General features: G+C 38.1%; 18 protein-coding genes. 9 read left to right on the top strand and 9 right to left on the bottom strand.

The window, feature by feature from the left end:
• Positions 1 to 454: 454 nt before the first annotated feature.
• Positions 455 to 655, top strand: coding sequence for a hypothetical protein (locus OQZ33_RS16385; protein WP_265800178.1), 201 nt, complete (start codon positions 455 to 457; stop codon positions 653 to 655).
• Between the two features lie 84 nt (positions 656 to 739).
• On the opposite strand, the gene OQZ33_RS16380 is transcribed toward OQZ33_RS16385, so the two are convergent.
• The 8 genes from OQZ33_RS16380 to OQZ33_RS16345 all read right to left on the bottom strand — a co-directional run bounded on the left by OQZ33_RS16380 (position 740) and on the right by OQZ33_RS16345 (position 8417).
• The gene (locus tag OQZ33_RS16380) at positions 740 to 1489 is read right to left on the bottom strand and encodes a phosphatase PAP2 family protein (protein ID WP_265800177.1); all 750 of its coding nucleotides are present in this window, start codon (positions 1487 to 1489) and stop codon (positions 740 to 742) included.
• 53 nt (positions 1490 to 1542) lie between these two features.
• Positions 1543 to 2796 (bottom strand): sensor histidine kinase, encoded by a 1254-nt coding sequence (locus tag OQZ33_RS16375; RefSeq protein ID WP_265800176.1) that lies wholly within the window; start codon positions 2794 to 2796, stop codon positions 1543 to 1545.
• Positions 2793 to 3467 (bottom strand): response regulator transcription factor, encoded by a 675-nt coding sequence (locus OQZ33_RS16370; protein WP_265800175.1) that lies wholly within the window; start codon positions 3465 to 3467, stop codon positions 2793 to 2795. The genes OQZ33_RS16375 and OQZ33_RS16370 overlap by 4 nt, the downstream gene beginning before the upstream one ends.
• Before the next feature lie 36 nt (positions 3468 to 3503).
• Positions 3504 to 4691, bottom strand: coding sequence for a DUF3570 domain-containing protein (locus tag OQZ33_RS16365; protein ID WP_265800174.1), 1188 nt, complete (start codon positions 4689 to 4691; stop codon positions 3504 to 3506).
• A gap of 12 nt (positions 4692 to 4703) precedes the next feature.
• Positions 4704 to 4937 carry a DUF4266 domain-containing protein gene (locus OQZ33_RS16360; protein ID WP_265800173.1) on the bottom strand — a complete coding sequence of 78 codons (234 nt, stop codon included), beginning with the start codon at positions 4935 to 4937 and terminating at the stop codon, positions 4704 to 4706.
• Positions 4934 to 5884: an FAD:protein FMN transferase gene (locus OQZ33_RS16355; protein WP_265800172.1), complete on the bottom strand. Its 951-nt coding sequence runs from the start codon at positions 5882 to 5884 to the stop codon at positions 4934 to 4936. Before OQZ33_RS16355 ends, OQZ33_RS16360 begins: the two co-directional genes overlap by 4 nt.
• Positions 5871 to 6308 (bottom strand): thioredoxin family protein, encoded by a 438-nt coding sequence (locus OQZ33_RS16350; RefSeq protein WP_265800170.1) that lies wholly within the window; start codon positions 6306 to 6308, stop codon positions 5871 to 5873. Before OQZ33_RS16350 ends, OQZ33_RS16355 begins: the two co-directional genes overlap by 14 nt.
• 108 nt (positions 6309 to 6416) lie before the next feature.
• The gene (locus tag OQZ33_RS16345) at positions 6417 to 8417 is read right to left on the bottom strand and encodes an LTA synthase family protein (RefSeq protein WP_265800168.1); all 2001 of its coding nucleotides are present in this window, start codon (positions 8415 to 8417) and stop codon (positions 6417 to 6419) included.
• Positions 8418 to 8552: 135 nt separating this feature from the next.
• Here OQZ33_RS16345 and OQZ33_RS16340 point away from each other — a divergent pair, with 135 nt between their 5' ends.
• From OQZ33_RS16340 to OQZ33_RS16310, 7 genes are all read left to right on the top strand, one after another.
• Entirely contained in the window at positions 8553 to 9128 is a 576-nt protein-coding gene (locus OQZ33_RS16340; RefSeq protein WP_056848678.1) for a hypothetical protein, read from the top strand.
• Positions 9129 to 9449: 321 nt separating this feature from the next.
• Complete coding sequence (locus tag OQZ33_RS16335) at positions 9450 to 9947, top strand: phosphoheptose isomerase (protein WP_056848679.1); 498 nt, start codon at positions 9450 to 9452, stop codon at positions 9945 to 9947.
• Between the two features lie 127 nt (positions 9948 to 10074).
• The gene (locus OQZ33_RS16330) at positions 10075 to 10803 is read left to right on the top strand and encodes an acyl-CoA desaturase (protein ID WP_056848680.1); all 729 of its coding nucleotides are present in this window, start codon (positions 10075 to 10077) and stop codon (positions 10801 to 10803) included.
• A gap of 404 nt (positions 10804 to 11207) precedes the next feature.
• Positions 11208 to 13646, top strand: a complete 2439-nt coding sequence (locus OQZ33_RS16325; protein ID WP_056848681.1) for a TonB-dependent receptor domain-containing protein — start codon at positions 11208 to 11210, stop codon at positions 13644 to 13646.
• Between the two features lie 291 nt (positions 13647 to 13937).
• Positions 13938 to 17069, top strand: coding sequence for a SusC/RagA family TonB-linked outer membrane protein (locus tag OQZ33_RS16320; RefSeq protein ID WP_265800166.1), 3132 nt, complete (start codon positions 13938 to 13940; stop codon positions 17067 to 17069).
• Positions 17070 to 17080: 11 nt separating this feature from the next.
• The gene (locus OQZ33_RS16315; RefSeq protein ID WP_265800165.1) at positions 17081 to 18517 is read left to right on the top strand and encodes a SusD/RagB family nutrient-binding outer membrane lipoprotein; all 1437 of its coding nucleotides are present in this window, start codon (positions 17081 to 17083) and stop codon (positions 18515 to 18517) included.
• An 83-nt stretch (positions 18518 to 18600) separates the two neighbouring features.
• Positions 18601 to 20688 carry a S9 family peptidase gene (locus OQZ33_RS16310; protein ID WP_265800163.1) on the top strand — a complete coding sequence of 696 codons (2088 nt, stop codon included), beginning with the start codon at positions 18601 to 18603 and terminating at the stop codon, positions 20686 to 20688.
• Positions 20689 to 20693: 5 nt separating this feature from the next.
• Here OQZ33_RS16310 and OQZ33_RS16305 read toward each other — a convergent pair whose 3' ends face one another.
• Positions 20694 to 22163 carry an ABC transporter substrate-binding protein gene (locus tag OQZ33_RS16305; RefSeq protein WP_265800162.1) on the bottom strand — a complete coding sequence of 490 codons (1470 nt, stop codon included), beginning with the start codon at positions 22161 to 22163 and terminating at the stop codon, positions 20694 to 20696.
• 211 nt (positions 22164 to 22374) lie between these two features.
• Between OQZ33_RS16305 and OQZ33_RS16300 the strand changes: the two genes are divergently transcribed.
• Complete coding sequence (locus tag OQZ33_RS16300; protein WP_056848686.1) at positions 22375 to 22827, top strand: hypothetical protein; 453 nt, start codon at positions 22375 to 22377, stop codon at positions 22825 to 22827.
• Positions 22828 to 22836: the final 9 nt, after the last annotated feature.

Raw genomic sequence — 22836 nt, 5'->3', positions numbered from 1 at the left:
TGTTTGGAATTTATGGCAAGAAATCCATCGCCTACCGATGTAAAATCGGTACAGGTCGGGATGACAAGTTGTGCCTGAGATTGCCACACCCGATGAAGGATCGGGTTCGCAATGACGCGGAAGGTGTAGGGCAATGTGAGTGGAGTTAGTGTTGTAGCTAACGATTAATTCACTGACGCCGTACCATTTAATGTTATTTTAGGCAGAAAACTTACCTTTTCCGCCAATTTTTGATAAATAACCCACAATATGACTTATCATATTTGCAACACTTTTGTTTTTTTGTTGCAAAAATTGAATGGGGGCTTGCATAGGCTATTGCAAATTTTGCATACGCTGTTTTACTTGGTCTTGTCAATTTTCTAAAAGTTACAGGATGCTTTGTAACTATTGATAGATGAGCTAAATTTGGTAGATGGAGATGACCTGTTTTACCCCATAAAGAAAATGAGTGATGAGTGCGCCAATACATCGTTTATGTTTTTATACTGCCGATCTTAAGCTGATGACTGGCAAGAGCGAGCGTACCTGTCAGCGCATTTTACAATTGATTAGAGATTGTAATGGTTTGCAGAAACATCAACCCATTACGGTTTTTCATGTCTGCGATTATTTAGGGATTTCGATGGAGAAGTTGTTGCCCTTTGTTAGATAGGGAAGGAGAACGTTTTGCATAAGTTATGCAAACCAAATCCTTGCCGCTATACTTTCAATAGTGCGTGTCACGCTGCCATTGCCGCTAAAATTTGTAGGCAAATCTATAGGCTACTTGGTGTTGCTGGTACAATGGTGCAAAACTTAAACTCCGCATATGAGGGCCAATAAACTTCTTAAGGTGTGGATACACGACATAGGTTAATTTGGTAGATAAAATTCCAAAGCCAGCACCAGCAACCACATCACTTAACCAATGTTTATTGTTATACATTCTTAACATACCTGTGGCTGTAGCAACGGCGTAAGCGGCATAGCCAAGCCATGGCGATTGATCTTTAAATTCCTGACGTAACATTTCTGCGGCAGCAAACACGGTTGCGGTATGCCCAGAAGGAAAAGAGTTATCGCTCGAACCATCAGGTCTTAAACGGTGGGTTTTACTTTTTAAAGTGGTTATTGTTGCTGTGGTAATTGCCGTAGTAATTAATACCATTGCGGTTTGATCTAGCGCATTATTTTTTGCTTTAATACCTGCAATATCTAAAGCGTACATGGCCAATAGGGGAGAAAAAATGGCATAATCGTCTACATGTGCTGCAAATTTTGGATGATCTTCGCTTAATTCTGCTTTTGTACTTAAATCTAAATCTCTTATGGCATTACTGCCCAATGAAACTAAACCATAACCAACAAATACAGTTGGTATGATATAAGCATTAAGCTTTTTGTGATTATAATGATTGTAGTATACTTCAACTTTGCCCAGACTATCAATGTTCTGCGCTTTTAAATTTAAACTGAATACGCTAAGTATGAGAACTAAATATTTCATTCCTTTTGATTTAGAACAAAGCTAGTTCTCAATTTTGAAGAGATTCTGTAGTATCAGAATATTAAGCAAAAGGAATGTAAATTGTGCTCATGACTATAAACAATTTTAAACTGATGTAGTTCAGCTGTTTGTTTAACTATGGCTAAACCCAATCCCATTCCTTCAGAAGAAGGCGACTTATAAAAACGCTCAAAAGCTACTGATGGATCTAAAGCATCAGCTTCGCTGGTGTTACTGATAGCTAGCTTTTTAGCGTTAAGTTCAATATTTATCGATCCATCTATTTTATTATGCCTAATTGCATTTCCTATCAAATTATCTAACAAAATATCTGCTAAATATCTACTCATAAGCAGTTCTTTGTCCTGTGAATCCAATTTTATGTTGATATTTTTTTGCTGGATAAACTCTTGAAAGTAGGCGAGTTTTTCTTCGATTAGCTTTTTTAAGTTAACCTCCTCCTTATCTTTCAATAAGTTATTATCAATTTTCACCAATAATAAAAGCGATTGATTTAGTTTGGTAAGTTTAGAAGTAGCACTGTAAAGGTCAATCAGGTTTTTGCTTTCTTCTTCACTTAAATTGTTCGATTGCAGCATCATATCTAATTTCGAATTGATTACCGCAATGGGCGTCATCATCTCGTGTGATGCATTTTCGGTAAAGAGTTTAATTTCTTTATAGTCAGATTTGACGCGTTGAGAGATATCAACTATGGCATCATTTAATTCTTTGAATTCAACTATCGAAGTGTCAACTTTCTGGTAATTTCCACCATGGTTTAGGTTAAATGATTTCAGATTTGCCAAAATTTGCCTAAAAGGAAGCCAAATATTTTTCGTCATGTATCTGTTTACCAATAAAATGACGACTAACAGCCCCAAAACAGGTAGGATAATGACCAAAAATATACTCTGTGCCTGATCTGCATGTGCAATTTTAGAGGCGATAATCTTAACATTATAATCTTTACCACCTAATGCCAGGTCCTCTTCCAAAAATCTGCCGCTCTCTTTATGGCCTTTCTTCGGATTAAAAAAGACTGTATCGCCAAAATGTCTTTTAATATGTTGTTTGGAGATCTTGTGGTACTCGATCACCAAATCTTCGAAAACTACATGAGCTGGATAGTTGGTTTTATTTCTAGCATAATCTTTTACTTCCAGAAGCTCTTCAACCAGATAGTTGTCAATTTGTTTATTGAGGTACTGGCTTAAGGTGTTGTAAAAAAGATAGCCAATAATGAGCAAGCCAATTATACTGATAGTTAACAAAGCCCTGTTGTAAGTAGTAAATAATCTCATCATTCAGCGAATTTATAACCCACTCCGTAAACCGAATGAAAATAGTCTTTACAGCCAGCATCTACTAATTTTTTTCTTAGATTTTTAATGTGGGTATAAATGAAATCAAAACTATCTGCCATATCTGCATGATCGCCCCAAATATGGGTTACTGCTGCAGATTTTGAGATGACTTTAGCTTTGTTGGCTACAAAATAAACCAGCAAATCAAACTCTTTTCTGGTTAAGCTAATGTCCTTACCATTTACTTTAACTTCTTTTGCCTGAACATCAATGGCAAGTTCGTTAAATACTACAACATCACTTCCATTAAAGGTGCGCCTACGGATAACCGCCATGATCCTTGCGCTAAGTTCTGAAAGGTGAAATGGCTTAATGAGATAATCATCCGCTCCCAGACTAAGGCCTTCTATTCGTTGATCTACCGAATTTCTTGCGGTAATAATAATGACGCCATCTTTACGCTCCATCTTTTTTAAATCGGCCAGCAAAGTTAGCCCATCACCATCTGGTAAGGTAAGATCCAACAAGATACAATCATAACTGTAAAGGGCGGTTTTTTGCGCAGCCTCAGCAAAAGTTTTAGCTTGGTCGCATACGTTACCTTCTGCCATCAGGTATTCGATAATGTTTGCCCGTAACGTATGCTCGTCTTCTATAACCAGTATTTTCATGTATGTTGAAATTGCTACAAGATAGCTAAAGTAGCCTTATTTGTATTTGATGTTTAATGAAATAATATCCGAACTCATGTTAATGTTTTTGGCATAATGCCCATATCTAATTTCGAGCATGCTGAAATGTTGCATACCCAATATGCCCTTTGGTGGAGCGAACCGAATACCTGCACCATAAAAATCACTGTTGAACTTAGATAAATCATAATTGCTGTTATAATATTGATCTGCCGCAGTATGCGTTTGGAACGGAGCGAAATATTTGGCTGCCGTTTGAGTATAATATCTATAGAAAGGGCTAATGGAGAAGAAAGAATTGATTTTGATAGGCACCTCTATGTCCGCGGTGTGAGATTTAAGTCCCCAGTTATCGGTATAATAACGGTAATATGTTTTAATGATCAGGTTATTGCCAATAAAGTAGTTTGCCCTAAAACCGAGCGGGATTTTAAGCCTGCTGTCTGGAAGATTTTCCTGGTGCACAGCGTTATCTTTAAAATAAACCCTATGAAAAGGAAGACTGAGATAGCCATTCTGTTGCACCAGATCGGCCAGTAACATCACCTGAAATCTTTCATTAATAATTTGTGAGTATGATAAAGAACCTGCAAATGTATTTCGTGCTGCCGATCCATACTGCTCATCCATGGTATTTGTTCTCAGTTCAGTCGGCTGAATTAAAGTAACCTGATCCAGGTAAGTTTGCAATTTAGCAGTAAACTCCCCACTTTTATCCTTGGTTTTGGTAGAGAAACTCACATTACCACCAAATGATTGGTAATCGAATTCTGTTGATGAAGAAAGACCGAATGCTAAAGTGGTTCCTTTCTTTTCATTTTCAATGCTCCAGCTTAACGAAGGATAAATTCTGGTATCGGCATGAGAGGCAGAAGAGTTTGCCTGAAGATCGATCATATCCGATGATGCGGAAGTATAATGGTCGATCCCCACTTCGAGACCAAAAGTATGTTTTCGTGATTTAGCATCATATTTAACCATTTTCACATCAAATACGTTGGCAATATCAGTGAGTTTTTGTGAGCCGATACCGCCCGTAACAGCAGCATTGTTTCCATCCTGTGTATAATAACTCGAAACCAGATTTACCTCATCCAGTTTAAGTTTTCTGCTCTGAAAACCAGTACTGTCTTTTGGTGTTGTTTGGGCAAAGGAATGCAACAATGCGAAAACAGCCGCTGCAGTTAAAAATATTTTTTTCATGTGTTTATCTTATTAATTACATCCGCAACCACCGCCGCTTTTTCCTGAGTTTGCGCCCGAAGCACCTTCCCGGTATCCTTGAAAGCTGAGCTCGGTCTTCTCAATCTTCCTATTTCCTAGAATCATTTCTGCATCGTTTAATCTGTTTTTTTGATATTCTTTAACTGTTGTGCAGGAAGGTACAACGAGCAATACACCAAGTGCCGTTGCTACCACGAGCATTCGTTTGATCAATTTTGCTTTCATTTAAGGTTGATATTTTTACTGGTATAGATTTTATTATTGTCGTCTACAATGATGCAGCCCAGGTAATTAATTTGGTTGATCATATCCAAACCTGCTGAAATCCCCATTACGGTAACTGGAGTTGCCATGGCATCGGCTATTTCTGCATTTGGACTAATAATGGTTACGCTTTTTATGCCGGTAACTGGAAGGCCGGTTTTGGGATTAATGGTGTGCGAATACTTTTTGCCGCCAATATTTACAAACTTTTCATAATTGCCAGATGTAGCAACTGCCATATCGGTTACGTTCAAATAAGAAAATGGGGTGTTTTTATGATCGGGGTCAACAATGCCAATTGTCCATGGCTCCCCATTGGGCTGTGTGCCCCAAGTGGTGAGGTCGCCGGAAGCATTTACAATTCCAGCGCATACTCCTTCTTTTTTTAACAGAGATTTTGCCATTTCGGCCGCATAACCTTTTCCTATTCCTCCAAAACCTATCCGCATTCCCCTTTCTTTAAGCATTACGGTATTATTTAGAGGATCAAGAATGATGTTTTTATAATTGATCAATCTCACCATTGATCTAGCCGTTTCGATATCGGGAAGACGTGTCATGGTACTATCGAAGTTCCATAACTTCCTGTCAATAGAGCCGTAAGTAAGATCGAATGCACCATCTGTAATTGCTGATATCCGTATAGAACGTTCTATCAACTGATAAACTTCAGGGTCAACTTTTACAGCCGCAATTCCAGCTTGGCTATTAATTTGATTGGTTTGGCTATTCTCATTAAACGTGGTGAATAGATTTTCAATTCTTTTTATCTCATCAATTGCGAGCCTGATCTTTTGCATTGCCCATTTTTCGCTGTTTGCAACAACCGTTAGCTCAAAAGTATTTCCCATCAAGCGCTCGGTAAGTTTGAAAGCTTTAGCGAGCTGTAATTCACTATCTTTTTGCATCGCAGATTTTTTGGAGCTCGTTTGTAAATTCACCTACAGTTTGATTTGGCAACCCATCATACGCTTTGAGTACTTTTCCATCCTGATCCAGAATTACTGTGTAAGGAAATTTCCCCAGGGGGTTATATTTTTCGGCCAACATTTCGTTCTGCTTTTTAATCGCTTCCGCAGGCTGTTTTTTCTTGTTTCTAGGAAAATCTGCATTAATCATCACCAGATTTGCTGTTGCCATTTTTATAAATCCCTGATCAGCAAAAATTTCACTATGCATTCTAATACATGGACCGCACCAATCCGAGCCAGAAAAATTCAGGAGAATAAGCTTGTGCTGTTCCTTTGCGTTTTTCTGAGCGGTTTCAAAGTTCTGTTCCCAAGGTATTGTTGATGAAATCGCAACGAGTGCAATAAATAGTAGATTTTTCATAATTGATTGTTAACGTAAGCTTTCTCCATAGGCTTTAACCGACGATTTTGCATTGCCAAACGCAATGGCAAGTAGCGTTTTCTATTGTTTTAAGGGTATGAAATAGATTTATTGATGATATCCGCCACTTGAATACAAGTAAGACGCTAACTGGTAATTTGCAACGGCCTCATCTGTTAGCCAACTTTCAGAAGGGATTACTTTGGAAGCCCCGGTTTTAAAATTCGGCGTAAATGTGTTTGATTTCTTGTTTGGATCTAAAATTATAAGTTTGTTGTTCTTAAGATATCCCAAGCTCTGATAGGTACTGATAAATGCCCTTTGCTGCTGGTCTTTCATTTTAAAAACATCCTGACCGAAGAACTTACTTTGATAGCTGAAATTGAGCAATCCTAGTATTGAAGGCCCAATATCGATCTGTGCCACAAGTTTTTCGAATTTGCCAGGCTTAATATGTGCTGGTGAATATATTATCATTGGAATATGGTATTTATCAACTGGAAGTTCAACTTTTCCGGCACTTGATGCACAATGATCTGCAACGATGACGAAAAGTGTATTCCCAAACCAGCGTTTAAGTTTTGCTTCTCTGATAAATCTTCCAATCGCGTAATCGGTATATTTTACGGCGCCTTCCCGTCCGGTATGTGATGGAATATCAATGCGGCCTTCCGGATAAGTGTATGGCCTGTGGTTCGAAACCGTCATGATGTGCGCAAAGAAGGGTTTCTTGCTTTTGTAATCTTTGTCCAGTTCCCGGAGCGAAAGCGTAAATAGGTCTTCATCCGCAACACCCCAGGTATTTTCATAATGGATTTCCTTTTCACTCAATGCATTTCGATCAGTGACTTGATAACCATTTTGAGAAAAGAACTCGTTCATATTATCAAAGTAGCCATAACCGCCATAGATAAACCTGCTGCTGTAGCCTTTAGAACGAAATACACTGCCCAATGTAAAAAGATTTTTATTGTTTGGGCGTTTAACGATAGATTGCCCCGGTGTTGGCGGTATACAGAGTGATAATGCCTCCAAACCACGAACCGTTCGTGTACCTGAAGCATATAAATTGGTGAACAGCAGACCCTCTTTTGCAAGTGAATCCAGATTGGGTGTGATGCCTTGTGTATTGCCATAACTCCCCAGGAATTCAGCACTCAAACTTTCTACGCTAATCAGGATGACGTTCATTCTCTTTTCAGCCCAATCAGCTTTGATATTCCTGATGGTGTTACGGTTTCTTAAATTGACTGGTAAAAAATTAAGATCTTTTCTGATGATAGACAAGGCTTTTTCGAGTGGTATAGTCTTATAAAATGTATCGTAATCTAACTCGTTGTGCCAAAAGGCAAAGCCAAAATCGTACATGCCATTGCCCGAAAGTTCATTTACATATTGATTACGACTGTGATTTTTCCAGTTGTGGCTAACTAAAAAGTAGGTGGCAATCGGAGCGATAAGAAATAGCAATAGAAGCTTTGAACGATTTGCAAAACGCATTGGAATAAGGGTAGATTCCCACACTTTTTTCCTTAATAAGTAGGTGATAAATGCTGAAAGGACAAGAAGGATCGTTAAAATGGGAATAACAGGGTATGACTGCCTGATATTTCCGATAACTTCAGTAGTGTAAACCAGATAATCGACCGCAATAAAATTATAGCGTACCGAAAATTCTTCCCAGAAAATCCATTCGGAAATTGCATTAAAAATAAGCGTGAATATTACCACAAAAAAATAGGCAAGAATTAATATCTTACTTATTTTTTTGCTGTACCATCTCGATGGGAAAATCCACAGATAAAGAATAAGGGGGATTATTGCATAAGAAGCAGCTGCAAGATCATAGAATAGGCCAATAACAAATACCTTGAGGAGATTTGTTAAACTCCACTCAAAAGATGCCGAGGAATAAACTAAGAGCGAAATCCTCGTCAGCAGCGAAGCGGTGCATAGCAAAATAACAGCAACTAGTACAGGTCCAAATCTACACTGAAATAGACTATTTAATTTTTTAAAGATGTTCATTGGTTTGATATTCATTCTGGCCGAAAGGCCAAAGCTATCATCGAATTCTGAAGAGATTCTGAAGTTTGTATGTTTCAACATTACTCAGCGTCATTGCTAAAAATTATGGTGAAATCAGTTATACAACTTATAGTTGTTCAATTGTAAAGTTAATTGTAAACTTTATTATACATAATTTGAAAATTTTTGTGTTATTTTGAAGTTCAAAAATTAAGCATGAAAAACATCTTCATTATCGCCATTCTCCTCTCCAGTTTTATTTGTCATGCTGATGCACAGAATATAAATCAGGCTATTGATGGTAACCAATATGTGAAGCAATTGGCTGATCAGCGATACCAATTCAATAAAAGCTTAATTAAAAAGTTACGCATTCCGTACCCGGTAGCCAAATCAATTTTTAACTCCAATTCATTAGTAGCCTTTGATGGCCACACCTATGTTTTAAAAAACAATGAAGTGGTAGAAATAAAAGGTTTTTTATTGTCGAAAAAAGCATTAGAGGCTATTACAAACAAATTGTTAATGTTGGATGCTTACCAGAAAAACTGTGCTGAAAATGTAAATAGGAGCTATAGTGAATCTGGTAGAGATTTACAATATGTAAAAAATAAGGATCGTCAATTTTTTGCCGCACTTAAACAAATATTATCCGTTACAGGGTCTATCTCTGATCAATATCAGAAACCTAATGCCTCTGTTACTATTGAAATGGCCATGAACAAAATCAAAGTCCAAGAGCTTAGTGCAGAACAGGATTCGCAAAATATAGCTTTCGCTAAAGTGAAATAACGTTTATCGCTTCGTTTCCCCAAAATAAAAGTTGAAGCGCTTCCAAAGGCATAAGCATTCCATTACCACAGGCTTGATATCAATCCAATTAATACAGGAATATTTTCTAATCCTACATTGAGATTAAATCTTTTCCTGTCGACAGCGGCTGTAGTAAACTTTACACTTTCTCCCGATTCTAAACAGCTCGAAAATATTACTAAAAAATGCAGTCGTAAAAAGGAGTTTTTAATTTATAAGCATTATTTTTGCCAAAACTGTAGATTGTGATCAACCAAAATTGTTTACAGTTTCTTTGCTTTAAAAATAACCTAATTAGTAATGACAAACGATAAAAAAGAAATATTTGACAGCGTTGCACAGCGTTTAAAAATTGAAGGTTTTAATGTGGTAAACCGCGATGAAACACGTCCTTGGGGCGGTTTTTTTGTAATTGATGAGGCGCAGGCTCAACAATTTGCTGATACTTATTTTGATGGCTTAGATGTAGAGAGTTTAAAAATTGGCGGCAAGTTAAGTCCGAAAATATTGATCGTTGCTCCGAATACCCGTTTATCCTGGCAATACCACCACCGCAGAGCCGAAATCTGGCAAGTGGTTACCGGTACAGTTGGTATTAAAACCAGCCAGACTGACGAAGAGGGGGAAGTGAAAACATACGCCCCAAAAGATCAAATTAAATTACAACAAGGTGAACGCCACCGTTTAATCGGTTTAGATGACTGGGGTGTTGTAGCAGAGATTTGGCAACATACAGATGCATCAAACCCATCTGATGAAAGCGATATCGTTCGCGTTCAGGATGATTTTGGCAGATAATATTTTTTAAATCCTGCTCGTTTTAATCGGGCAGGATTGTAGTAACTCTTCCTTTCCCATACCTTGGTTTTCTAACCGCCAAAACTAAACGTAGATAAAATACGTTAATAAAGCATACACACAATACATGATTATCCTCATTTTCTTTCTTTGCCATTGGTTCTTATCCTTATTTAGCCAAACCTTTTTCCTTCACCGTTATTCATCGCATAAAATGTTTAAGATGGAGCCTTTCTGGGAAAAATTCTTTTATTTAATTTTACTTATTTCTCAAGGTTCATCATTCTTAAATCCAAGGGCTTATGCTATTTTGCACCGTATGCATCATGCTTATAGCGATACAGAAAAGGATCCGCACTCCCCACATTTTTTTAAGGATGTTTTCGGGATGATGATTGCTACAAAAAATATGTATATGAACTATTTGCAGTTTAAAATACAACCTGAACCGGCTTTTCAGGGTAATTATCCTGAATGGCCTATAGTCGACAAGATTGGAAATTCTTGGTTATGGCGAATTGCATGTGGTTTATTTTATATTGGTTTTTATATCATGTTCGCAAACCATTGGTGGTTGTTTATTTTATTGCCAATTCATTTTTTAATGGGTCCGTTACATGGCGCCATTGTTAATTGGTGCGGGCATAAATATGGTTATTCTAACCACGATAATGATGACCATAGCAAAAACTCCTTACCTTGGGATTTTCTATTAATGGGAGAGTTGTTTCAGAATAATCACCATAAAAAACCCAATAGTCCTAACTTTGCTACTAAATGGTGGGAGTTTGATCCAACCTATCCGGTAATGAAGGTTTTGCACTGGATGCGGATTATCAAAATAAGAAAAGTATAGTCAATTTCTGTTGGCAGAATCCATTTCTTCGCTGATAAAATAAATATGCGCTGGGCAGCCAGTGCATATTTATTTTATCCTCTAATGTCTCTTAATTAAGCTTTTTTGGTTGTTTCAATGCTTCAATATACTGGAAAACATCTATTCCATTAAGGGTATATGCACTCGGTAATCATATCACTATCAAATTAAATTGTTAAGGATGAGAAGCATGTTATTCTTGCTTATTTCCGATCTATTTTTTTTCTTTTTACATTTCTAGTGAACTATCATTTTTACGCTGTTATTGTCTGAAAAATTTGCACCTTTGCCGACTAAATTAACGAAGTCGCGAAAAAGTATTCTCCTGCATTGTAACAAATGGCCTCTTCCGCCGACTAATAACCAAAGATTAACTAACTAATATGAAAAGAATTTTACTCTTAATCCTATCCCTGGGAATATTTATCAATGCTCAGGCCCAATTTCCTGGTGGTTTAGGTGGAGGTGCAAAAAAACCAACCGTTTTTGGCCGTGTTACGGCAACCATTTTAGATTCTGTTACCAAACAGCCTATAGATTACGCAACAGTTTCGCTTATTAATACAAAGGATAATAAATCGGTAAACGGTGGGGTAACAGATCCGAAAGGAAAGTTATCATTGCAAAATGTTGCGCCTGATTCTTATAAATTGATGATCGGTTTTATGGGTTACAAAACCAAAACTATTTTGGTTAACACCACCCCGGCAAAACCCGATCAGAATTTAGGAACCATTTATATTTCTTCAACAGAAAATACCTTGGCTGATGTACAGGTTCAGGGAACAAAAGCAGTGATCGAAAATAAGATCGATAGAATGGTATATAACGCTGAAGCTGACGGAACTAATGCCGGTGGCGATGCTACAGACGTGATGCGTAAAGTGCCCATGTTATCGGTTGATGCTACAGGAAATGTACAATTGCGTGGCGGGGCTGTTCGTGTGTTAATTAACGGTAAGCCCTCTGGAACAATGGCCAGCAGTGTAGCTGATGCCTTAAAAATGATTCCGGCAGAGCAAATTAAAAGTGTTGAAGTGATTACCAGTCCCTCGGCAAAATACGATGCCGAAGGATCGGGAGGTATTATCAATATCATCACTAAAAAATCTACAGCACAAGGTGTTAGCGGAAGTGTTAACGCATCAGTTGGAACACGCCAGAACAATGGAGCGTTTAACCTAACTGCTAAAACTGGCCGTTTAAGTGTGAACACTAGTTTGGGTACTAACTTAGCTTATCCGCAAAAATCGCTTACAGAATTTATAACCAACACCACATATTTAAACGGTACAACCAATAGCATTTCGCAAAATGGATTCTCTAAATGGAGACGTGATGGCTACAATGGAAGCTTGGGCTTAGATTACGATTTTAATGCTTACAATAACATTAGTACAACGGCTAAAATTAATAGCTTTTCTAACGGAGGTCCAAGTGAAACCAATTATATCATCAACAACATTGCTGCGGCAAATATTGGAGATATGGAAATGACCTTCAGGAATTTGGATTGGAACGTGGATTACCGTAAAACGAGTAAGAAGGAGGGAGAAGAGTTTTCTGTTTCGGCACAACTTTCCACGGGTAGAAATCCCACACGTTTCAGTAATACACTTACCTCTGCAGCTTTTCCAACAGGTTTAATTACCAATAGTAACAATACGGGAAAAAACAATGAGTATACTTTCCAAACGGATTATACTTATCCGTTTTCAAAAGCTACCGTTTTAGAGGTTGGTGCAAAAGCTATTTTACGCGATATCAAAAGTCAGTTTGATGTTGCTGCACAAGATTTTGATTATAACCAGGATGTAGGTGCTGCTTACGGTGTAATTGCTTTCGATTTATCGAAAAAATGGAAGTTTAAAGGTGGGGTTAGAGCAGAATATACACAGATTGATTTTAATACTCAAAACAGCGGAATCCAAAAAAATGATTATTTAAACCTGTTTCCAAGTGCCATTCTTTCAAGAACTTTGAAAGGTGGGGCTACTTTGAAATTGAGCTATAATCGCCGTGTTCAAAGACCAACCCAGAATTATCTGAATCCTTTCCGTAACGAAAGCGACCAGTTTAATATCATGCAAGGTAACCCACAATTGGATCCTGAGTTAAGTCAAAATTTTGAATTGGGTTATAACACCTATATTAAAGGTTCAGTTATTACGGCTTCATTATTTTATCGTCGTACAGGTGGCGTGATAGAGCGTTCTATCTCACCTGTTACAGAAAATGGCATTAACAAAACATTGAGTTCGTATATTAATGTGGGTACTGCAGAAACCTATGGCTTTAACTTGTTCGGTTCTTACAATCCTAAACCAAAATGGACATTGATGACCAATTTTGTTGGTAGCACTTACTCAGTAACCAATAACGAAACCAATGTTAACACGGGTACCTACTTCAATTTCAATTGGTTTGTACGTTCTGCTTATGGTTTCGGGAAAGGATATAATTTTGAACTTTTCAATGTAATTACCTCGCGAGTACGTACCTATCAGGGTGTTACCGATCCATTTTACATTTACGGTGCCTCATTTAAAAAGGATTTATTTAAGAAAAAAGGAAGCATTGGTGTAAACGTGTTAAATCCGTTTACAAAAGATCTTCATATTAAAACAGTAAATAACGCAGTAAATGCTACGGGTACAATTTACCAAAGCATGAATATCTACTATCCGCTTCGGTCATTTGGGGTTAACTTCAGTTATAGTTTCGGTAAACTGAAATTTACAGAAAAGAAAAAAATCAAAAATGATGACGCAAAACAAGACCAGCAACAAGGTGGTGGCGGAATGGGCGGCATTCAACAATAAAATTTAGAGACAAATATTAAAGCCTTCGATAAAATCGAAGGCTTTTTTGTTTACGGTGTATAAAATACACTTAGTACCTGAAAATTATCTTATAACCCGTTTGTTTAGCAAAGATTATGCTTGTTTTTGCGGTATAATTTCGATATGCCTGATTCTTATTGCAGGTTTTATGGCAAATTTCTTTATTTATTTAGAGTTAACCAGTTTTTGCTAGGTTTTTTATGCGGTTTTTTATTTTTAAAAACTATATATTGCATCTAACTAACAAACCTTAACCTAAATAATAGAGATATGAGAAAAATCTTTACCTCACTATTTTTTTTGTGTGTTTTGCTAACGGGTCTTTCTTCTATGGCTCAGGTAAAAACAGTAACAGGAAAAATTACTTCTTCTGATGATTCTGGGCCATTACCTGGTGCTAGCGTTAAAATAAAAGGAAGCACTACCGGAACATCAACTGATAGTAATGGTAGTTTTACTATTCAGGTACCTTCTTCATCTGCGGTTTTAGTGATCAGTTTAATTGGTTACAAAACACAGGAAGTTACTGTTGGTAACCGAACTACAATTGCTTTGGCGTTGGCTTCAGATTCACAACAGCTGGAAGAAGTTACCGTTTCTACAGCTTTAGGGATTACCAGGCAGGCAAAGTCGTTAGGTTATGCTGCTCAAACGGTTAAATCAGAAGACTTGAATTATAACCATCAACCTAATTTAGTTAATGCGTTACAGGGAAAAGTTGCTGGTGCCACTATTTCAAGTACTGGTGGCGGTCCTGGTCAGGGTGCAAGTATCAGGGTTAGGGGTGTAAACTCCATTGACCCAAACATTTCTGGCGATCCGCTTTATGTCATTGATGGAGTACAGATTGATAACTCAACTTCAACTGTAGGAGCAAATCCAGGCGGTAATTCTTATGGCTCAAGAGGTGTAACCAATAGGGCTTCGGACGTAAATCCTGAAGATATTGAAACCATTAATATCTTAAAAGGCGGCGCAGCAACGGCTTTATACGGCTTAAGAGGCGCAAACGGCGTAGTGGTAATTACTACAAAAAGAGGTAAGCAAAATGGAATCCAGGTAAATTTCAATAGTACTTATGGTTTCGAGAATGTATTAATCAGTCCGAAAGTTCAAACAGAATATACACAAGGGGTTTTAGGTGTTTATACCAATCCTCCAGGTGGTATCGGACCAGCTTGGGGACCAACAATTGCGGAAGCGAAATTAATTGATCCAACCCATCCTGATAAGCTTTTTAATAATTATGATCAGGCTTTTGGCACTGGACAGCAGGTTAAAAATTCGGTTTCATTAACCGGTGGAAGTGATGCTATTAAATTTTTCTCCTCAATCTCGCAACTTTACCAAAAAGGGATGATGCCTAATACGGATAATAAAAACTTATCTGCAAGACTAAATACTGATCTCATTATCAGTCCAAAGTTTAAGGCTTCTGTTAACATGAACTTTACCAATTCAGGTGGTTACACTTATGCAGCCGATCGGTTTGGAGAAGGTTTAGCTTATTTTTCACCTCGATACGATGTTTCTGATTATGAAAATGCAGATGGTTCTCAAAAATATCTTGGAACAAATAATCCGATTTGGGGAACCGCTAATAATAAGCTTAAAGGCGATGTAAACCGCTTCATTGGCGGTGCAAGTTTAAGTTATGATCCAGCAAAATGGTTAAATCTATCGTACCGTTTTGGTATCGATACCTACAATGATAACAGGGTGAGAACAGCTCGTGGCCCAATGTATACCGGTGAAGCGATGTATGATAACGAGCAGGGCTTCTACGGAGAGTACAATACCAAATTTAGAACACTGAACAGTACCTTAGTTGCTACTTTTACAACTAAGTTAGGGGAAGACATTACAGGTACTTTAAGATTAGGGCAAGAACTTTACGACAGACGAATTAAAGAGATTGGAACCTTGGGCAGTATTTTAGGGATTTATAACTTCTTTAATCTTACTAATGCAGGGGTGGTAACGCTAAGCCAAAACCTCCGCGAAAAGCGTTTGGTGGGTTATTTTGGAGAGGCTACGTTTGATTATAAGAATTATCTGTTCTTAACCGTTACAGGAAGAAATGATATCACTTCAACTTTGCCAAAAGAAAACAGATCATTCTTTTATCCTTCTGCAAGTTTAAGCTACGTTTTCTCTGATCATTTAAAACTGCCATCAGTGATCAATCAGGCTAAATTAAGGTTGTCTTATGCACGGATCGGTAAGGATGCTTCAGAATATTCTACTTTTACAGGCTATTCTCCTTACGGTAATTTACCAACCGGTACAGGTGGTTTAACAATTGCTTCTAACCTGGGTAACCCTGATTTATTACCAGAGTTTACAAATACCTATGAGGCAGGTTTGGAAATGTCGTTTTTCAAAAACCGCCTGGGATTTGACTTCACTTACTATTATTCATTAAGTCAGGATCAAATTATTCAAACCCAGATTTCATCAGCTGTAGGCTATGTAACCAAATCAATTAATGCGGGCGATATTCGTAACCGAGGTGTAGAATTGGTCATTAATGGTAAACCAATTGTAGGTAAAGATTTCAACTGGAGCGTAAACCTTAACCTTTCGGCAAATAGAAACAAGGTGCTTAACATGCCTAATGGCATTAAAGAGATTGTGTATGGCGCTGCGAGAGGTTATGGAAATGCTGGGGTAACCATGAAACTGATAGAAGGCCAGCCTTACGGAAATATTTATGGAAGTTATTTCCAGAGGTATTCTCCAAACCCTCAGGATCCAATCGTTTTAGATAAAAATCTTCCTTTACTAATCGGTACAAATGGTTTTCCAATCATTTCTGGTGGCACACAAAGATTGTTAGGTAACTCTCAACCAGATTATATTATTGGTTTAGGAAACACGTTCAACTACAAAAACTTCAGCTTAAACGTGTTGTTTGATGCCCGTTTAGGTTTCGAGAAATATAACTGGTTAGAAGATTTTTATTCGGCATTTGGCTTGCCAGATTATACAACCGACAGAAGATCGTTTAAAACATTTGAAGGTGTACTTGCAAATGGAACGCCGAATACCAAACAAGTTTGGCTCGGACAAACTACCGGGCCTGATAATGTTAATTACGGCGAGGGTTATTACCGGATTTATTACAGAAATGTATCTGAGCCATTTGTATCTGATGCTTCCTGGGTACGTTTACGTTCGGCAAGTTTATCTTACCGTTTTCCACAGAATTGGTTACCTGCAAAAGCAATTAAAAACGCTTCGTTATCGGTTACGGGAAACAATTTGTGGTTATGGACAAAATATTACGGCGTAGATCCTGAATCAAGTTCTTATGATGCAGGAAGCAACAATGATGGCTCTGCAGGATTTACCTATCCATCTTCCCGTCAGATTCTGTTCACGCTTAATGTTGGTTTTTAAAAAGAATTAAGATGCAAAAGATTATAAAATATACCTTGTTTTCGGCCATGATTGCAACATTAGGTTTGCAAGGCTGTAAGGATAGTTACTTTGATAAACTATCAGATAATCCAAACCAGGTTGCTAACCCAACCTTAAACGCCTTATTAGCAACATCTACTTATAAAGCGGGTTTAAATAACTATAATGTGGCGAGTATTATTTTGCCTTACGTGCAGTATACAGCCAACCCTGCTGCAAATGGCGCCGGCGATACTTACCAGGCCATAGATTTTAGTGGTACCTGGGATGCCTTGTATTTTGCTATGGCTGATGCCAATGAAATGAAAAAGCTAGCGATTGCCCAAAATTCAAGCGAATATAAAGGCGTTGCCGATGTGATCATTGCCTACAATTTGATCATGGTGAATGATTTATGGGGCGATGCTCCTTTTTCTGAAGCTTTTAATATCAATAATTTAGTGCCGAAGTATGATAATCAACAAGATGTTTATGCATCTTCTATGGCTTTGATTGATGAGGCCATTGTGGAGTTGGCAAAAACAAACTCAGCGGTTAAATTAGCGGCAGCCAGCGATTTAATTTATGGCACTACTGCTGCTACTGAAAGGGCCAACTGGTTAAAGTTTGCTTACGCTTTGAAAGCTCGACTATTGAATAAAGTAAGTAAAACTGCTAGCTACAATCCGGCAGCTGTTTTAGATGCTGTAAGCAAATCAATCGCTAATAACAATGAAGATGCAAGAATGCAGACTTTTAGAGAGCGTAATTTTTGGGCAACTGTGGCGCTTAATAATTCACAGCAATCTTTAGGTGGATGGCTTTCTGAGCAATTAATTGATGCATTAAACGGGACATCATATCCTGGTCCGATTGATCCACGACTGCCAAAAATTACTGACTTAACAGTTGATGGAAAATGGATTGGCACTGTAAACGGAGCAGGTAATCGACCTCCCGGAGCAAACACTTTGAAAAATGAAAACTATATTTCACAGAATTCTCCCTGGAGCGGAAACACTTCTCCAATTTTTCTGGTAACCTACGCAGAGCTAAAATTCATTGAAGCAGAAGCCGCTTTCGATACCGACAGAACGAGATCATATAACGCGTATTTGGCAGGGATTTCTGCGAACATGGATAAATTTCAGGTTGAAGCAGTAGATAAGGCAGCTTATTTAGCAAGGCCTACAGTTTCTATAGGCGCAGCCGCACTTACTAAAGATTTAATCTTTAAAGAAAAATATATCGCCACCTATCTCAACCCAGAAGCCTGGAATGATGCTCGCCGTTTTGATTATAAATACAAAGATTTTACATTGCCAGTGAATAATGCATTGCCAACTTTCATTCGCCGCCTGGATTACACTCAGGGTGAAAGGAGTAAAAATGGAGCAAACGTTCCTGTTGATGTACCAAGAACCACAAGATTGTGGTGGGATCAGTAACAATTTTATAAAAAACAATTTTCAAGCCCTTCCCATTTACTGGTTAGGGCTTTTTTGTATAAATTATCCAGAAATTTCCTATAATGAAGAAAGCGCTTTTTACTTTACTGGTATTTGCTTCAATAGCCTCAGCTTTTGCGCAATCATTTTCCATTAAATCCGTACTTAGTTATCCTTTTCCGTCGCAATTGGTAGCATCTCCAGTGGGTTCTAAAATGACCTGGGCAGCTAATGAACAAGGTAAAAGAAATATTTATACTGCCGAAGCGCCAGATTATAAAGCGGTAAAAATAACCAACTTTAATGAAGATGATGGCCAGGAGCTGACCAGTCTTTCTATTTCTGCTGATGGCCAATGGGTTGTTTTTGTAAAGGGCGGCGATCATGGTGGAAGAGACGGCGGTTCAGTGAATGCGGCTTCCTTACCAACCCCACCCAAGGTAGAAATTTTTACCATTCCATTTTCAGGGGGTAAAATAAATTCAATTTCCGAAGGTGATAACCCTGTATTTTCACCAAAAGGCAATCAGCTCCTCTTTGCGAAAGGAGGTCAGATTTATCTAAGCCCGGCAGATGGCGCTTCACCCGCAAAAAATATTATCAGCGTAAAAGGATCTAATACATCCTATAAATGGTCGCCTGATGGGGAGAAAATTGCATTTGTAAGTAATCGCACCGATCATTCATTTATAGGGATTTATCAAGATCAAAAAACGCCAATTAAATGGTTGTCCCCCTCATTTTCCAGAGATAATTCTCCTGTTTGGTCGCCCGACGGGGATGCTATAGCCTTTGTCAGGATGCAAGGAGTTGGCGGAGAAACAGATTCTATATTAAAAGCGAAACACCAACCCTGGGCCATTTGGACAGTTGATCTTAAAACCGAAAAAAGCAAACAAATTTGGAAGGCCCCGGAAACAGTACGTGGATCTTTTCCATCGATAGAGGGTGGGGCAAACTTAATGTGGGCAAAGGATAGGATTGTATTTACTTCGTATGAAGATGGATGGCCGCATTTGTATGCCATGAAAGCTGATGGATCACAAAAAATATTACTTACTCCTGGTAACTTCACCGTTGAAAACATCAAATTAAGCAGTGATAAAAAAACTTTGGTGTTTGCATCCAACACCGGTAAGGACGTTCATGATTTAGACCGAAGACATATCTATACTGTTGATGCGGATAAAGCCAATATGAAACCTTTAAGTTCGGGTTTGGGTATTGAAGCTTATCCCGTATTTTCGGGAGATGCAAAACAGGTATTTTGTTTAAGTGCTACTGCACAGCGGCCCTTGCTGCCAGCACTTTTGAAAGCCGGAGGAACTATAAATCTAATTGGTGAAGAATTGATTCCAAAAGATTTTCCGTTATCGAAAATGGTTACTCCCAAACACGTTAATTTTAAAGCGGCTGATGGCAATACCGTTTATGGACAACTTTTTTCTCCTAAAAAAGCTGCTAAAAATCACCCGGCCATTGTTTATGTTCACGGTGGACCCCAACGCCAAATGTATCTGGGCTGGAGCCCGATGGATTATTATTCCATTGATTATGCTTTGAATCAGTACCTCGTGAGTATGGGTTTTACGGTACTTTCTGTCAATTACCGTTTGGGTTTGGGTTATGGATATGATTTTCACAAACCTAAAAATGCCGGAGCTCAAGGTGCTTCAGAATACCAGGATATTAAGGCAGCAGGGGGGTGGTTAGCGAATCAAGCCAATATCGATCCTAAACGGATAGGGATTTATGGCGGCTCTTATGGAGGTTACTTAACGGCTCTGGCACTTGGGAAAGACTCTAAGCTGTTCGCTGCAGGTGTAGACATTCACGGTGTTAACAGTCGATTTAGTAGTACAGCGATCGAAGGGAAAACGCCTGCTCCCGATGCGGATTTGGCGGCGAAAATTGCGAATGAATCTTCACCAGTTACCTATGTTAAAACCTGGACTTCCCCAACCTTGATCATCCATGCCGATGATGATCGCAACGTAGCTTTTAATCAAAGTGTAGATTTAGCGAAACGCTTTGAAGATTTGAAGATGGATTTTGAATTTCTGGCTATTCCTGATGATACCCACCATTGGATGAAGTTTTCTAATGGCGTAAAAGTGAGTGATGCCACGGCAGATTTTTTAAAACGCAAGCTGATGGATAGAGAAAAGTGAGGATATCAATCCTTTTTAATGCCTTTTAAGATCATTAAGCTTAAGGCATTAAATGCATAGCCGCTAATGTTATTTTGTAGCATCACTACCGATTGATCGTAAAATAATGGCACCACAGGTGAGTTTTCCATCACCAGTTGGTCCATTTTGCGGTAAAGCGCAAAACGTTTTTCGTTATCAGTTTCGTAATAACTTTGTTCAAATAACCGATCAAATTCCTTATTGTAAAAGGCAAAGTAATTTGGGCCGAAGGGAACTTTGTTTTTGGAATAGAACATCGAAAGAAAATTTTCTCCATCTGCATAATCGGCTAGCCATGAACCACGGAAAAAATTCACACTGTTTTTCGACATTAAATCTCTCAAACTTGCGCTCGGACTCACATCAATTTTAACTTTAATGCCCACGTTTGTCAACTCTCCTTGAATAAATTCGATCAAGTCTTTGTAAGTAGTGGTAGTATTCAAGGTGATTTCCGGCAAACCCTTCCCATCAGGGAAACCAGCTTTCTTTAACAGTTTGGCAGAAAGCTTTGGATTGTAGGAATAGCCCCGAACGGCAACACTATCAAATCCAGGCATCCCTTTCGGTATAAACCCGGAAGTTGCGGCGATGCCGATCCCATTGCGCAAATATCTAATCAATTTGTCGCGATCAATGGCATAATTAATAGCCTGTCTAATTTTCTTAATTTTCAGTGGCGAGTTTTTTACCAAGGCTAAATTTGAATCAACCAAAATGCCAACGTATTCCGTGCACAGATACGGGCTTTTGGTTAAGGTAAACTTGCCTTTGTATTTGGTGCTCATCTTACCGCTTTTCGTCAGAATGTCATCACGGTAGCTTCCATCAACGTTGTAATAAAAATCAAGGTCTTTCTTTAAAAAACTCATAAAACCACTCTGTTTGTCGCTGATAAAAGTAGCTTTAACGGCATCTAAATACGGTAATTGTTTCCCTGTGTTATCTTTTTCGAAATAATGTTCATTTTTTAATAGAACCAGAATTTCTCCCTCTTTCCAATATTTGAATTTAAAAGGGCCTGTCCCTACCGGGTGACTTCGAAAATCTTTACCGTAATGCTCCACCACTTCTTTTGGCACCACCGAACAATATTGTGTAGTGAGTAAATTCATAAATGGTGGAAAAGGGCGAACCAGTTGAATTTTAAAAGTACTGTCGTTTATTGCAATAAAACTCGATTGATCTTTGACTTTGTCACTAAAAATCCAACCGCCAGAGGAGGCTACTTTTGGATCGATTAACCTGTAGAATGAATAGGCAAAATCACTGGCAATAACTTTTCTTCCCTTGCCATTTTTAAAAATTTCATCATCCTGAAAGTATACATCATCGCGTAAGTTAAATGTGTAGGTCAGTGCATCTGCAGAAACCGTCCAGCTTTTTGCAATACATGGAACAGTTTGCAACGATGAATCTATCTGCACCAGGCCGTTAAAAATTTGGTTGGTCATCCAAATCGCATTTTGGTTTCGGGCAAATGCCGGATCGAGAGAAGTCAGACCTTGATCCAGATTGATATTGAAAACTTTTTTGTCGCTATTATTATTTTTTTGTTTGCAGGAAATGCAGATGATAAGACAAAAAATCCAAAATATATATCTAAATGAGCCTTGCATGCGGTAAGGAATGTTATTTTTGCACAAATTAATAAATTTAATGCAGATGTCTTTTTTAAACGATTTATTTATTGGCTTGGATGCTACAAAACGTGATGATTTACAGGAGCGTTTGGATATTGTTGAGCATAAAATTAAGTTTATGGATAAAATGCCGGTTGCTTTATTAGATGTAAACAATAATCCAAGTTATTTACTTACGGAAGAGATTGCTTTAGCTGGAGGAATGATCGAGTCCGACGTGATGAATGCTGCTTTTATTATCTACTACCAACCTGGGAAAATGCTTACCGATCTGATGAGAGAGGTGCCATCTGTTTTAGATAGCGATTGGCAAGCAGTAAAAAACAACCGCATCATTTTGCTTAATGATGATGTTAACCGGGAAAGATCAGCTGAAAATGCTGTATCGCTGATTGAAGACATGGCTGAAATGCTTCATCCTGGTTCTTTTATCTTCGGTCATGAAGGTGATAAATGGATCAGGTTTGGAGCTTAAAACTGATGG

Source organism: Pedobacter sp. MC2016-05, assembly GCF_026239735.1.
GTDB lineage: Bacteria > Bacteroidota > Bacteroidia > Sphingobacteriales > Sphingobacteriaceae > Pedobacter.
This window is presented reverse-complemented; position numbering and strand designations above follow the sequence as displayed.